General features: G+C 71.4%; 14 protein-coding genes. 4 read left to right on the top strand and 10 right to left on the bottom strand.

Annotated features, from left to right (window positions below; all coding sequences use genetic code 11):
• Positions 1 to 11 precede the first annotated feature (11 nt).
• The 9 genes from AC2CHG_RS05290 to AC2CHG_RS05250 are packed head-to-tail and all read right to left on the bottom strand — an operon-like array spanning position 12 to position 8,488.
• Positions 12 to 323: a helix-turn-helix domain-containing protein gene (locus tag AC2CHG_RS05290; RefSeq protein WP_013284175.1), complete on the bottom strand. Its 312-nt coding sequence runs from the start codon at positions 321 to 323 to the stop codon at positions 12 to 14.
• The gene (locus AC2CHG_RS05285; protein ID WP_186461666.1) at positions 320 to 712 is read right to left on the bottom strand and encodes a type II toxin-antitoxin system RelE/ParE family toxin; all 393 of its coding nucleotides are present in this window, start codon (positions 710 to 712) and stop codon (positions 320 to 322) included. Before AC2CHG_RS05285 ends, AC2CHG_RS05290 begins: the two co-directional genes overlap by 4 nt.
• Before the next feature lie 40 nt (positions 713 to 752).
• Positions 753 to 1,766: an agmatinase gene (gene speB, locus AC2CHG_RS05280; RefSeq protein ID WP_366624124.1), complete on the bottom strand. Its 1,014-nt coding sequence runs from the start codon at positions 1,764 to 1,766 to the stop codon at positions 753 to 755.
• A complete protein-coding gene (locus tag AC2CHG_RS05275; protein WP_402810276.1) occupies positions 1,763 to 2,965 on the bottom strand; it encodes a saccharopine dehydrogenase family protein in 1,203 nt (400 codons plus the stop codon). Before AC2CHG_RS05275 ends, speB begins: the two co-directional genes overlap by 4 nt.
• Positions 2,965 to 4,386, bottom strand: coding sequence for an NAD(P)/FAD-dependent oxidoreductase (locus tag AC2CHG_RS05270; protein WP_484524260.1), 1,422 nt, complete (start codon positions 4,384 to 4,386; stop codon positions 2,965 to 2,967). Before AC2CHG_RS05270 ends, AC2CHG_RS05275 begins: the two co-directional genes overlap by 1 nt.
• On the bottom strand, positions 4,383 to 5,213 hold the full coding sequence (locus AC2CHG_RS05265) for an ABC transporter permease (RefSeq protein WP_312247453.1): 831 nt from the start codon (positions 5,211 to 5,213) through the stop codon (positions 4,383 to 4,385). Before AC2CHG_RS05265 ends, AC2CHG_RS05270 begins: the two co-directional genes overlap by 4 nt.
• Positions 5,210 to 6,118, bottom strand: coding sequence for an ABC transporter permease (locus AC2CHG_RS05260; protein WP_484524259.1), 909 nt, complete (start codon positions 6,116 to 6,118; stop codon positions 5,210 to 5,212). The genes AC2CHG_RS05265 and AC2CHG_RS05260 overlap by 4 nt, the downstream gene beginning before the upstream one ends.
• Before the next feature lie 31 nt (positions 6,119 to 6,149).
• A complete protein-coding gene (locus AC2CHG_RS05255) occupies positions 6,150 to 7,307 on the bottom strand; it encodes an ABC transporter ATP-binding protein (RefSeq protein ID WP_484524258.1) in 1,158 nt (385 codons plus the stop codon).
• Positions 7,304 to 8,488 carry a polyamine ABC transporter substrate-binding protein gene (locus AC2CHG_RS05250; protein WP_262012465.1) on the bottom strand — a complete coding sequence of 395 codons (1,185 nt, stop codon included), beginning with the start codon at positions 8,486 to 8,488 and terminating at the stop codon, positions 7,304 to 7,306. Before AC2CHG_RS05250 ends, AC2CHG_RS05255 begins: the two co-directional genes overlap by 4 nt.
• A gap of 206 nt (positions 8,489 to 8,694) precedes the next feature.
• Here AC2CHG_RS05250 and AC2CHG_RS05245 point away from each other — a divergent pair, with 206 nt between their 5' ends.
• The 3 genes from AC2CHG_RS05245 (at position 8,695) to AC2CHG_RS05235 (ending at position 12,087) form a co-directional block, all read left to right on the top strand.
• Positions 8,695 to 9,207 carry an Lrp/AsnC family transcriptional regulator gene (locus AC2CHG_RS05245; protein ID WP_262012466.1) on the top strand — a complete coding sequence of 171 codons (513 nt, stop codon included), beginning with the start codon at positions 8,695 to 8,697 and terminating at the stop codon, positions 9,205 to 9,207.
• 148 nt (positions 9,208 to 9,355) lie between these two features.
• The gene (locus AC2CHG_RS05240; RefSeq protein ID WP_366624115.1) at positions 9,356 to 10,702 is read left to right on the top strand and encodes an aspartate aminotransferase family protein; all 1,347 of its coding nucleotides are present in this window, start codon (positions 9,356 to 9,358) and stop codon (positions 10,700 to 10,702) included.
• Positions 10,703 to 10,707: 5 nt separating this feature from the next.
• On the top strand, positions 10,708 to 12,087 hold the full coding sequence (locus tag AC2CHG_RS05235; protein WP_484524257.1) for an NAD(P)/FAD-dependent oxidoreductase: 1,380 nt from the start codon (positions 10,708 to 10,710) through the stop codon (positions 12,085 to 12,087).
• Between the two features lie 403 nt (positions 12,088 to 12,490).
• On the opposite strand, the gene AC2CHG_RS05230 is transcribed toward AC2CHG_RS05235, so the two are convergent.
• A complete protein-coding gene (locus AC2CHG_RS05230; RefSeq protein WP_402810288.1) occupies positions 12,491 to 12,865 on the bottom strand; it encodes a DUF3499 domain-containing protein in 375 nt (124 codons plus the stop codon).
• A gap of 153 nt (positions 12,866 to 13,018) precedes the next feature.
• Here AC2CHG_RS05230 and AC2CHG_RS05225 point away from each other — a divergent pair, with 153 nt between their 5' ends.
• A complete protein-coding gene (locus AC2CHG_RS05225; protein ID WP_018787548.1) occupies positions 13,019 to 13,468 on the top strand; it encodes a metallopeptidase family protein in 450 nt (149 codons plus the stop codon).
• Positions 13,469 to 13,547: the final 79 nt, after the last annotated feature.

Here is a 13,547-nt window from a genome sequence, read left to right as displayed (position 1 = left end):
GCGGCCTCCGGTCAGGCGATCTGCCGGAGGTCGTCGCCGTAGTCGAAGATGATCCGCAGCCGGGCGCCGAGGGCGTTGGCGTACCGGCTCAGCGTGGCCACCTCGTTGACGTCGAGGTCGCCGTTCTCGATCTGGCTGACCCGGCCCGGCGTGACCCCCATGATCTCGGCTACCTGCCGCTGGGTGAGCCCCAGCCGCTTGCGCTCCTCGGCCAGGTGGAACGCGCTCACCCACGCGTCGGTCCGGGCGCGCTCCGCCTCGTACGCCTCGTCGTCACCGCCGAGTTCGGCGCGGACCTCGTCCCAGTGATAGAACTCCGTCACGACTCCCCCCTTCGCTCGCGCTCGCTGTCGAGCCAAGCCTTGTAGGCAACCTCCGCCGCCGGAATGTGCTGCCGGTACCAGCGGGTCCAGTTGCCCGCCTTGTTGCCGGCGACCAGGAGGACCGCCTGCGACCAGGGATCGAAGACGAACAGCACCCGGATAGCCACGTCCCGACCGGAGCGGGGCCGCAACTCCTTCAGATTACGGAGACTGCTTCCACGCAGCGTGTCCACGAGCGGGCGACCTAGCCCCGGCCCCACCTCGGCCAGCTTGTCCACCGCCACCCGGACGCTCTCATACGACGCCGGGTCGTGGTCCCGCAGGTCGCGCAGCCAGTGCCGGACCTCTCCGGTGACCCGGACCGACCAGCGCTTCCCGTCCGCACCCATGCTCCAACCATAGCCCGAGCTAAACATCGCCGACTACCAGTCAGCGACCATCCAGGAGCGGCTGGGTGGGGTTCCACGGGGTTCCGGTCTCGGCGTCGTGGCGGCGGCGGGCTATCGCTGAGAGCGCCTCCAGCACCACCCGGTTGCCCAGGTACGCGGTGATGTCGGCGTGGTCGTACGGCGGGGCGACCTCGACCACGTCCAGCCCGACCACAGGCAGCTCGTAACAGACCCGGCGCACCGCGTCGAGCAGCTGCCGGGAGGTGAACCCGCCCGGCTCGGGTGTGCCGGTGCCCGGTGCCATGCCCGGGTCGACCACGTCCACGTCGACCGAGAGGAACACGCCCTCACACTCGTCGGTCGCGATGCCGAACGCCTCGGTCAGGCAGGCGTCCAGCCCGCGCGCCACGATCTCGGTCATCTCGTACGAGCGCATCCGCTGCTCCGCCATCCACGCCAGCGTGTCCGGGCCGGGCCAGTAGCCGCGCAGCCCGATCTGCAGGAAGCGGTCGCCGCGTACCGCACCGGACTCGATGAGCCGACGCATCGGCTGGCCGTGACCGTGCAGCGAGCCGAACTCGACGTCGCCGGTGTCGGCGTGCGCGTCGAAGTGCACGAGCGACACCCGGCCGAGCCCGTGGTGCCGGGCCACGCCCGTCGCGTCGGGCAGCGCGATGGAGTGGTCCCCGCCGAGGACCACCGGGATCGCTCCGGCGGCGGCTACCGCGTGCACGGCGGTCTCCAGCGCGGCAAGCGAACGCTCGATGTCGCCGCCGAACATCTCCACGTCGCCGGCGTCGTAGACGCACAGGTCCTTCAGCGCGTCCACGCGCAGCGCCAGCGACGGGCGGGAGCCGTCGTGCGGCAGGTAGCAGGCCTGCCGGATGGCGGACGGCCCGAACCGGGTGCCGGGCCGGTGCGAGGTGCCGCCGTCGAACGGCGCCCCGATGATCACCACATCCGCGTCGGCGTACGTGACCGGCTCCTCGACGGTGCACGGCGGCACGCCGAGGAACGTGACGTCGGGGCCGTACATCGGGCCGTACCGGGTCATCGTTCCTCCATCCCCCACGGCGAACCGTAGCCGGTGAGCAGGTCGAGGAAGGGGGTCGGCGGGAACGCCTCCGGGCCGAGCACGCCCGTGCCGGACCAGGCACCGGTGGCGAGCAGTTCCAGCGCGACGACCGGGTTGACGGCGGTCTGCCAGACCACCGCCTGGTGGCCGTACTCGGCCATCGACCACTCGTTGTCGACCACGTGGTAGAGGTAGACGCGGCGTGGCCGGCCGTCCGGGCCGGTGCCGGTGACGTACGTGCCGGCGCACGTCTTGCCGCTCATCCGGTCGCCGAGCGTGGCCGGGTCGGGCAGCGCGGCGGCCACCAGGTCGCGCGGCGACACCTCGACCCCGCGTACGCGCACCGGCTGGGTCGAGTCCAGTCCGAGTTTGTGCAGCGTGCGGAGCACCTCGATGAACTCGGCGCCGAGGCCGTACTTGAAGGTGACCCGCTTCGCCGGCACCCAGCGCGGGATGAGCAGCACCTCCTCGTGCTCGACGTTGACGCACTCGACCGGGCCGATCCCGGCCGGGAAGTCGAACACCTCCGGCTCGCTGAACGGTTCGGTGGTGAACCAGCCGCGCCCTTCCTCCCAGATCACCGGCGGGTTGAGGCACTCCTCGATGGTGGTCCAGATGGAGAACGACGGCGCGAAGTCGTACCCGGCGACTGTCAGGTTCGCGCCGTCGCGTACCCCGATCTCGTCGATCTCGGCGAAGAGTTCGTCGGCGGCGTAGCGGGCGAAGACGTCGGACAGGCCCGGCTCGACGCCGATGCCGCACAGCGCGAGCCGCCCGGCGGCGGCCCACCGCTCCGCGACGGCGAACTGCTCGTCGCCGAGCTTGACCCCGGTCTCGGCGTAGGGGTGTTCGGGGTGCGGCCGGGACAGCGACATCGCCATGTCCAGGTAGTCGGCCTCGGCGGCGAACGCGCCGTCGAAGATCGGCATGACGAAGCGCGGGTCGACCGCGTTGAGGACATGAGTGATCCGGTGTTCCCGGCACAGCGCGGCCACCGCGTCGGCGGAGGACGCGTCGACTGTGGCGGCGACGAACCGGTCGCCGTGCCCGGCGACGGCCCGCGCCGCACGCGCCGGGTCGTGGTCGGCGACCACCATGATCTCGAAGAAGGTACGGCGGGCGGCGATGGATACGGCGGCGGAGCCGACGCCACCGGCGCCGACGAGGAGGATACGCATCAGGAGTCGAACCCCAGTCCAAGACGGTCGAGAGTACGGAGCCAGAGGTTGCGCCGTCCGTCACGCGCGTCGGCGCGGGCGAGCGACCAGCGGGTGAGGTTGATGCCCACGGACCGGGCCGGTTCCGGCGGGAACGGCAGCGGCTTGCGGCGCACCAGGTCGAGCCGGGTCAGCGGGGTGTCGGTGCCGGAGAGCAGGTCGAGCGTCACGCGGGCGCCGAACCGGGTCGCGCCGACGCCGAGCCCGGTGAACCCGGCCGCATAGGCCAGGCGTCCGGAGTACGCGGTGCCGAAGAACGCGCAGAACCGGGTGCAGGTGTCGATGACGCCACCCCAGCGGTGACTGAAGCGCACATCGGCGAGCTGCGGGAACGTCGTGAAGAAGTGCGAGGCGAGCGTGGTGAAGGTGGCCTCGCGCTGCTCCAGCGCGGGCGCCACCCGGTTGCCGTAGTGGTAGATCGCGTCGTAGCCGCCGAACAGGATCCGGTTGTCGGCGGTGAGCCGGTAGTAGTGGAACTGGTTGCCGGTGTCTGCGAGCCCCTGCCGGTGCCGCCAGCCGATCGCGTCGCGCTGCGCCTCGGTCAACGGCTCGGTCATCAGCGCGTAGTCATAGACCGGCACGATCCACGAACGCAGCCGGCGCAGCAGCGGCGGGAACGCGTTCGTGGCCAGCACAACCTGCCGCGCCCGTACCGCGCCGGGCGCCGCTTCCGCACCGCCCGCAGTGGCGGCCCGCATCCCGGCGCCGTCGCGGACCAGGCCGGTGACGCGGGTGTGCTCGTGCACGCGTACGCCCAGGTCGAGCGCGGCGCGGCGCAGTCCCCAGGCGAGCTTCGCCGGGTCGAGCAGGGCCACCCGGTCGCGATCCCACATCCCGCCCAGGTACGTCGGCGACGCCACCTCGGCGCGTACCTCGTCGCGGTCGAGCAGCCGCACGTCGTGGCCGTACCGGCGGGCCATCTCGGCGTCGGCGGCGAGCCCATCGAGCTGGTACGGCTCGACCGCCACCGCCAGTTCGCCGGTGCGTTCGAAGTCGCAGTCGATGTCGTACTTCGCCACGGTGGCGGCGATGGCGTCCAGGTTCTCCCGGCCCAGCCGTTCCAGCTCGCCGATCTCGCCGGGGAACCGTTCGACGCCGTTGGCGAGCCCGTGGGTGAGCGACGCGGCGCAGAACCCGCCGTTGCGCCCGGACGCCGCCCAGCCGCAGGTGCCCGCGTCGACGAGCAGGACGTCGCGGTCCGGGTCGGCCTCCTTTGCGAGCAGCGCGGTCCACAGCCCGGCGTACCCGCCGCCGACCACGAGCAGGTCGGCGGTGTGCGTCCCGGTCAGCGGCGGCAGCGGGTCGGGGCGGACCGGGCGGTCCAGCCAGTACGACACGGGCGCGGCGTCGGCCAGCGCCCGGCCGGTATGCGGGAGTGTCATGGCTTGCCCGCCGGTGTGGCGACCACCGCGAGGGCGGCCCGGCGCGCCCGCCGCCCGCGCAGCGAGGTGGCCCCGACGAGCAGCAACGCGATCACGAACATGGCCGTGCCGATCACGTTCACCTGCGGCGGGATGCCGCGCTGGGAGGCGCCCCAGACGTACATGGGGAACGTGACAGTGGTGCCGGCGTTGAAGTTCGTGATGATGAAGTCGTCGAAGCTGAGCGAGAACGCCAGCAGCGCGGCGGCCACGATGCCGGGCAGCACGAGTGGCAGCGTGATCCGGCGGAACGTCTGCCACTCGCTGGCGTACAGGTCCATCGCGGCTTCCTCCAGCCGCCGGTCCATGCCGGAGAGCCGGGCCTTCACGGTGACCACGACGAACGACACGCAGAACATGACGTGCGCGATGACGATGGTCCAGAAGCCCTGCGGCACCCCGGCGGCGACGAAGAGGGCGAGCAGCGAGGTGCCCATCACCAGTTCCGGGGTGGCCATCGGCAGGAAGATCAGCCCGTTGAGCCCGGAGCGGCCGCGGAAGCTGTGCCGGACCAGCGCGAACGCCATCAGCGTGCCAAGGAGCGTGGAGACGACTGTGGCGATGAGGCCGATCTGCATGCTGCGCACCACGGCGTCGCACATGTCCGAGGTGGCGCAGGGCTGCTTCCAGTTGTCGAGCGTGAACTCGTTGAAGTCGTAGGAGAGCCGGCTGGAGGGCCGGTTGAAGGACAGACCGGCGACCACCATGATCGGCAGCGTCAGGTAGCCGAGGACGAGCAGGGCCACGCCCATCACCCACCGGTCGGCGAGCCAGCGCCTGAGTTTCACAGCACCTCCTCCGTACCGGCCCGGCGCAGGTAGACGAAGACGATCGCCAGGATCGCGGCCATCAGCAGGAACGACAGCGCCGCGCCCTGCGGATAGTCCAGCCGGACCAGGAACGCCGAGTCGATGACGTTGCCGATCATGTACTCGTTCGGCGTACCGAGCAGCTCGGCGTTGATGTAGTCACCGGTGGCCGGGATGAAGAACAGCAGCGTGCCGGCGATCAGGCCGGGCATCGACAGCGGCAGCGTCACCTTGGCGAACGCGCGCAGCGGGCTCGCGTACAGGTCGCTCGCCGCCTCCAGCAGCCGGGGATCGAGCCGCTCCAGGCTCGCGTACAGCGGCAGCACCAGGAACGGCAGGAAGTTGTACGTCAGACCGAGCACCACGGCGATCGGGGTGGCGAGCAGCCGGCCGTCCGGGCCGAGCAGGTGCACGTCGCGCAGCAGCCCGACCAGCGCGCCGTTGTCCGACAGGATGGTCTTCCAGGCCAGCGTGCGCACCAGGAAGCTGGTGAACATCGGCGCGACCACCGCGACCAGCAGCAGGTTCTTCCACCGGCCGGCCTTCTGCGCGATCGCGTACGCCAGCGGGTAGCCCATCAGCAGCGCGAGCACCAACGCGATCGCCGAGTACAGGAACGACCGGGAGAACTGCGGCCAGTACGCCTGCAACGCGTCCGGGTAGTTGCTGAACGCCCAGGTCATGGCGTACCCGGTGGAGAGCGAGCCGGCCGGGTCGTAGAGGCTGGCCGAGGCGAGCTGCACCAGCGGGAGCGCGAAGAAGACGAACAGCCAGACCGCGCCGGGCAGCAGCAACAGGTACGGCAGGAGCCGGCTGCGCCCGCGCCGCACCGGCGGCGGCGCCGGTTTCCCGGCGGAGGTCGGTACGTGGGCCAGCGCGCTCATGCCGCCACTCCGCTTCGCTCGCTGCGCTCGCTCATGGCAGCGCACCCACCGGCGGCTCGTCGAGCAGCGGCGCGGTCTGGTCGTCCGCACCGGCGGCCCGGGGCAGCAGGAACGCGTGCCGCGGATCCCAGTGCGCGGTCACCGCTGTGCCGACCGCCAGCTGACCGCCCAGCCCGCTGTTCGCGGCGAACGCGGACAGTTCGCTGCCCCACGCGGTGCGCACCAGGTACTGGGTGCTCACCCCGACGTAGGAGGCGTCGGTGACCACGCCACCGACGTGCTGGTGTCCGGCCGGCACCCGGTCCGGGCCGTCGACCAGGTGCAGCTTCTCCGGACGTACGCCGAGGAAGGCCGGACCGTCGGTGAGCCGGGCCCGGCCGGCGGGCACCGAGAAGCGCGAGCCGTGCGCCGTGACCAGCACGTCGTCGGCGGCGCGACCGCCGGCTTCGGCGGCGAGCAGATTGGACTGGCCGAGGAAGTTCGCCACGAACGCGGTGGCCGGGTACTCGTAGATGTCGGCGGGCGCGCCCAGCTGCTCGATCCGGCCGGCGTTCATCACCGCGACCGTGTCGGCCATCGTCATGGCCTCCTCCTGGTCGTGGGTGACGTGCACGAACGTGATGCCGACCTCGGTCTGGATCCGCTTCAGCTCGATCTGCATCTGCCGGCGCAGCTTGAGGTCGAGCGCGCCGAGCGGTTCGTCGAGCAGCAGCACCTGCGGGTGGTTGATGAGCGCCCGGGCCAGCGCGACGCGCTGCTGCTGGCCGCCGGAGAGCTGGGCCGGGCGGCGCCGTCCGTACCCTTCGAGCTGCACCAGCGCGAGCATGCGCTCCACCTGGTCGCCCACGTTGCGAATCCCGCGGCGGCGCAGCCCGAACGCCACGTTCTCGTGGATGTCCAGGTGCGGGAAGAGGGCGTAGCTCTGGAAGACGGTGTTCACCGGCCGCTTGTACGGCCGCAGCCCGGCGATGTCCTGCTCGCCGAGCAGCACCTGTCCGCTCGTCGGCTGCTCCAGCCCGGCGATCATCCGCAGCGTGGTGGTCTTGCCGCAGCCGGACGCGCCGAGCAGGGCGAAGAACGAGCCCTGCGGGATGGTGAGGGTGAGGTCGTCGACGGCGGTGAAGACGCCGAACCGCTTGGTCAGGTCGACCAGTCGCAGGTCACCGGCCGGGGTCTGCTGCCCCTTCACGCGCCGATCACCTGCTGGAACTTGGTCTCGTACTCCTTCTCCTGCGCCTCGTCGAGCGCCATGAAGACCTTGGCCTTGGAGAGCATCGTGTCGTCCGGGAAGATCAGCGGGTTGTTCGCCAGGTCCGGGTCGATCTTCTCCATCTCGGCCTGCGCGCCCTGCACGGGGCAGATGTAGTTGACGTACGCGGCCAGCTTCGCCGCCACCGCCGGGTCGTAGTAGTGGTTCATCAACGCCTCGGCGTTGGCCTTGTGGGTGGCCTTGTTCGGCACCAGCATGTTGTCCGACCAGAGCATCACGCCGGACTCGGGCACCACGAACTTGATCTTCTCGTCGTCGAAGCCGAGCTGGACCACGTCGCCGGACCAGCCGATGCACGCGGCGATGTCGCCCTTGGCCAGGTCGGGTGCGTAGTCGTTACCGGTGAACCGCCGGATCTGCTTGCTGTCCACGGCCTTCTTCAGCTTGTTCAGCGCGTCGTCGAACTGGGCCGACGTGAACTTGGCCGGGTCGTGGCCGAGCGACTGGAGCAGCAGTCCGATGGTGTCGCGCATCTCCGACAGCACAGTCACCTTGCCCTTGAGATCGGGACGGGTGAGCAGCTCGTCGACGGTGCGGATCTCCTTGGTGACCTTCGCGTTGTACGCGAGCCCGGCCAGGCCGGACTGCCACGGGACGGCGAGCTGGGTCTCGGCGTCGAAGGAGCGACCGCGCAGCGACTGCAGCAGGTTCGCCTCGACGTTCGGCATCTTCGACTTGTCCAGCTTCTGGACCCAGCCGAGGCGGATCACCCGGGCGGCCATCCAGTCGGTGAGCACCATGATGTCCCGGCCGGTGCTCTGACACCCGGCGAGCTGGTTGCGTACCTTGCCGAAGAACTCGTTGTTGTCGTTGACGTCCTCGGTGTATGTCACCTGGATGCCGGTGGCGGCGACGAACGCGTCGAGCGTGGGGCGCTTGGACTCGTCCTTCTCGTCGGTGTCCATGTACTGCGGCCAGTTCGAGAAGGCGACCTTCTTCTCGGTGGCGGACAGATCCTCGCTCTTGCATCCGGCTTCGGTCTGCTGGGCGCCCTTGGTCCCGCAGCCGGCCAGGGTGCCCGCGGTGGCGAGCAGCGCGGCCGAGCCGAGGGTCCCGGTGAGCAGACCACGCCGGGTGAGGGGCCGGAGGGGACTACGCATGTGACGACTCCTTGGGGGGCATCGTCGGCGGCGGGACGGGGGGCGGCGCGCCGGCGGGAGGGTCAGTGGCGATGGACGACTGATCCTGACATGAGAAAACCTCTCTCACAAGGGATTCCGTTGCGGGAATGGCCAGTCGCCACGAAATACGCCAGACTGCGCGGGGCACTACGCTCAACACGGAGAACCGGACACGAGGAGCGTCGATGGTCAACCGGCACCAGGAGAACGGAAACGGCGCCCGTCGGGTCACTGTGCGTGACGGAGCCAACCACGCTCTGCTCGACGACGTGGCCAAGCAGATCATCGAGCAGCTCCAGGAGGACGGGCGCCGCCCGTACGCGAGCATCGGCAAGGCGGTCGGCCTCTCCGAGGCGGCGGTACGCCAGCGGGTGCAGCGGCTGCTCGACGCGGGTGTCATGCAGATCGTCGCGGTCACCGATCCACTTCAGCTCGGCTTCCCCCGCCAGGCCATGATCGGGCTGCGTACCGACGGCGACCTGGAGCCGGTCGCCGACCGGCTGGCCGAGTTCGAGGAGATCGACTACGTGGTGATCACCGCCGGCTCGTTCGACCTGCTGGCCGAGGTGGTCTGCCGCAACGACGCGCACCTGCTGGAGATCCTGCAGAAGCTGCGCGGCGTGCCCGGGGTGCTCTCCACCGAGGCGTTCGTCTACCTGAAGCTGCGCAAGCAGACCTACAGCTGGGGCACCGCCTGATGCGGATTCCGTTGACAGCACAGTGATATGGCGCTGAATCCGTCGCGCTGAAGCTTGTTCGCTTGCCTTATCGGCATCGCCTGTGGGATAACCGTGGGCAGAGCGGCCGGTGTCACCCCTGACCGGCCCGAGACCCGATGGGGCTGACATGGCCAACGCCACCGACCATCTCTGGATGCACTTCACCCGCATGGCGAGCTACCCCGCCGGCGAGGTTCCGACAATCGTCCGGGGCGAGGGCGCGTACGTCTGGGACGCGCAGGGCCGCCGCTACCTGGACGGGCTGGCCGGGCTGTTCGTGGTCAACGCCGGTCACGGCCGCGCCGAGCTGGCCGAGGCCGCCGCCAAGCAGGCCGGCGAGCTGGCCTACTTCCCGCTCTGGTCGTACGCCCACCCGAAGGCCGTCGAGCTGGCCGAGAAGATCGCCACGCTCACCCCCGGCGACCTGAACCGGGTCTTCTTCACCACCGGCGGCTCCGAGGCCGTCGAGGCGGCGTGGAAGCTGGCCCGGGCCTACTTCAAGCGCACCGGCAAGCCCACCAAGCACAAGGTGGTCAGCCGCTACATCGCCTACCACGGCACCTCGATGGGCGCGCTGTCGATCACCGGCCTGCCCGGCATCAAGACCGACTTCGAGCCGCTGGTGCCCGGTGGCATCAAGGTGCCGAACACCAACTTCTACCGGGCCCCCGAGCACGGCGACGACGCCGAGGCGTTCGGCCGCTGGGCCGCCGAGGAGATCGGCCGGGCGATCGAGCGGGAGGGGCCGGAGACGGTAGCCGCCGTCTTCCTGGAGCCGGTGCAGAACTCCGGCGGCTGCTTCCCGCCGCCGCCCGGCTACTTCGAGCGGGTACGCGAGATCTGCGACGCGTACGACGTGCTGCTCGTCAGCGACGAGGTGATCTGCTCCTGGGGCCGGCTCGGCGAGTACTTCGGCGCCGTCCGCTACGGCTACCAGCCGGACATCATCACCACCGCCAAGGGCATCACCTCCGGCTACGCCCCGCTCGGCGCGATGATCGCCAGCGAGCGGCTGATGGAGCCGTTCCTCACCGAGACCGGCATGTTCGCGCACGGCGTGACGTTCGGCGGCCACCCGGTCTCCTGCGCGGTCGCGCTGGCCAACCTGGAGGTGTTCGCCCGGGAGGACCTGATCGGGCACGTCCGGGCGAACGAGGACGCGTTCCGGTCCACCCTGGAGAAGCTGCACGACCTGCCGATCGTCGGCGACGTCCGGGGCGACGGCTACTTCTACGGCATCGAACTGGTCAAGGACAAGACGACCCGGGAGACGTTCGACGAGGCCGAGTCCGAGCGGCTGCTGCGCGGCTTCCTGTCCACCGCGCTGTTCGACGCCGGGCTCTACTGCCGGGCGGACGACCGGGGCGACCCGGTCGTGCAGCTCGCCCCGCCGCTGATCGCCGACCAGCAGCACTTCGACGAGATCGAGCAGATCCTGCGCGCGGTGCTGACCGAGGCGTGGTCGCGGCTCTGAAGCCGATGACGGGATACCAGCAGCTGTCGTACTGGCTGTCCGGCCTGGACGAACCGCTGACACCGCGACCCGGGTTGCCCGGAGACACGGACGCCGACGTGGCGATCGTGGGCGCCGGGTACACCGGGCTGTGGACGGCGTACTACCTGGCCCAGGCCGACCCCACGTTGCGCGTCGTCGTGCTGGAGCGGGAGATCGCCGGGTACGGCGCGTCGGGGCGCAACGGCGGCTGGTGCTCGGCGCTGTTCCCCACCTCGCTGCCGGCGCTGGCCCGGCGGCACGGCCGGGACCGGGCACTGGCCATGCAGCGGGCCATGCACGACACGGTCGCCGAGGTGGGGCGGGTCGCCCTCGCCGAGGGCATCGACTGCGACTGGCAGGCCGGCGGCACGGTGATGCTCGCCCGCGGCGAGGCCCAGCTCCAGCGGGCCCGCGCCGAGGTCGCCCAGGCCCACGCGCACGGGCTGACCGACGACGACCTGCGGCTGCTCGACGCCGGCGAGGCCGCCGCGCGCTGCACCGCCGAGGGGGTACGCGGCGGCACGTACACCCCGCACTGCGCCGCCGTACACCCGGCGAGGCTGGTCCGGGGTCTGGCCCGGGCGGTGGAGCGCCGGGGCGTACGCATCCACGAGCGCACCCCGGTGACCGCGCTGCGGCCGGGCGCGGCGGTGACAGCGGCGGGCGTGGTCCGGGCGCCCGTGGTGGTGCGTGCGACGGAGGGCTACACGCCGGGGCTGCCAGGCCAGCGGCGCACAGTGGCGCCCGTCTACTCGCTGATGGTGGCCACCCCGCCGCTGCCCGAGGAGACCTGGGCACGGATCGGGCTGGCGCAGCGGGAGACGTTCTCCGACTACCGGCACGTCATCGTGTACGGCCAGCGCACCGCCGACGGCCGGCTCGCGTTCGGCGGGCGGGGCGCGCCCTACCACTACGCCTCCCGGGTCCGGCAGGGCTTCGACCGGGAGCCGCGGGTGTTCGCGGCGCTGCGGCGGGCGCTCGGGGAACTGTTCCCCGTACTCGGGCCGGACGTGCCGGTGACGCACGCCTGGGGCGGACCGCTCGGCGTGGCCCGGGACTGGGCCGCGTCGGTGGGGCTGGACCGCCGTACCGGTCTGGCCTGGGCCGGCGGCTACGTCGGTGACGGCGTCGGCACCAGCAACCTCGCCGGCCGTACGCTGGCCGACCTGATCCGGGGCGTGGACAGCGACCTCACGGCGCTGCCCTGGGTGGGCCACCGCTCCCCCCACTGGGAACCGGAGCCGCTGCGCTGGCTGGCGGTGAACGCCGGCCTGAAGATCATGTCCTCAGCCGACAAGAGCGAGCACCGCACGTCCCGCCCGTCCCGCCGAGCCGATCTCTTCACCCGCTTCCTGGGCCACTGACCCCGGTGCGCCCGGGTTTCATGATCGACACCAGTTCGGGGTGGTGGTGGGGTCCGGGTGGGTTGGATGCGGCCACCTCGCCGTACTGGCGTTGATCTTCGCGGGGCCAAGTGCGCCCGGCGTTCATGATCGACACCAGTCCGGGGTGGTGGTGGGGTCCGGGTGGGTTGGATGCGGCCACCTCGCCGTACTGGTGTTGACCTTGGTCTGGCCGGGCCACGGCGGTCGCGCCGGCCGAGGGTGGCGCGGACGTCGCCGGGCCGGTCAGCCCGATCCTGGGCCTCCCGCCCGCCACCCCGGACGACCTGGCCGAGACCGGCCGGCGGGCACCCGTTGGTCCGTGCACTTGGCCGACCAGCGGGACCTTCATGATCGACCGATGGAGGGTCCGGGGCGGGGTCGTTCAGTGGTGGGGCGGGATGACCCGGAGGTGGCCCCGACGGCCCTGCTGGTGGGGGGTCTGGGGCTTGGTGGTGGGTTCGTCCTCCGGGGGACGCGGCGGGGCGGGGCGGGCGGCCTCGCGTACCGCCTCGGCCAGCGCCACCAGGTCGTCGGTGGTGGGCGGCGGCGGCTCGAACTCGCCCTCGTGCCGCACCACGTCCCAGCCCCGCGGGGCGGTCAGGCTGCGGGCGTGCGGCTCACACAGGTCGTACGTGTGCGGTTCGGCGAACGCGGCGAGCGGGCCCACCACCGCCGTCGACTCGTTGTAGACATAGGTCAGTGTGGCGACCGCTTGCCGGGGGCAGCCGTTACGGGAGCAGCGCCGTGGTGACCTCACGGCGGCAGGGTATCCCCATTACCGGGTCCGGCGCACCGCTTCGCGTTACGACACGCCCGTCATGGTGATCACAATTCCGCCGATCGGCACACCGGCGCGCCGGTCGGCCGCGCGACGGCGGGTGGACCGCCGGCCCGGGCTACCCTGTCCGTCATGACGAGCCCCCAGAACCGCCGCCCCGGCTCCGGCCGGCGCACCCACCGTGACCGGCACGGTCGCGGGCTGCGCGGGCGGCTGGTGCCGGCCACGGTGCCGCTGGCGCGGACGAAGGCCGAGGTCTTCGACGATCTGGTGCTCGACACGGTGGAGACGCTCGAACGCCGGTTCGCCAAGGAGCTGGCCGGGGTGGAGTTCGCGGTCGAGGACGTCCCGCCGGATCTGAACGTCTACGACTCGGACGTGCTGGAGGACGGCGAGGTGCCGCTGGCCCGGCTGCTGCCGGGGCGGCCCGGCCGCCAGGAGGTGCCGCCGCGGATCGTGCTCTACCGGCGGCCGCTGGAGTTCCGCGCGATGGACCGCGAGGACCTCGCCGACCTGGTGCACGACGTGATCATCGAGCAGGTGGCGAATCTGCTCGGCGTCGACCCGGACGAGCTGGCCTGACCGGGTCGGCCGGACAGGCGCCGCCACCCGGCCGGACGCGCCGGCCGGACGACGACCCGGGTCCGGGCGGCCCCCACCG

It is taken from the genome of Micromonospora sp. ATLC20 (genome assembly GCF_057196585.1).
The sequence above is the reverse complement of the archived record's forward strand: the minus strand, read 5'-3'. Positions and strand labels throughout refer to the sequence as shown.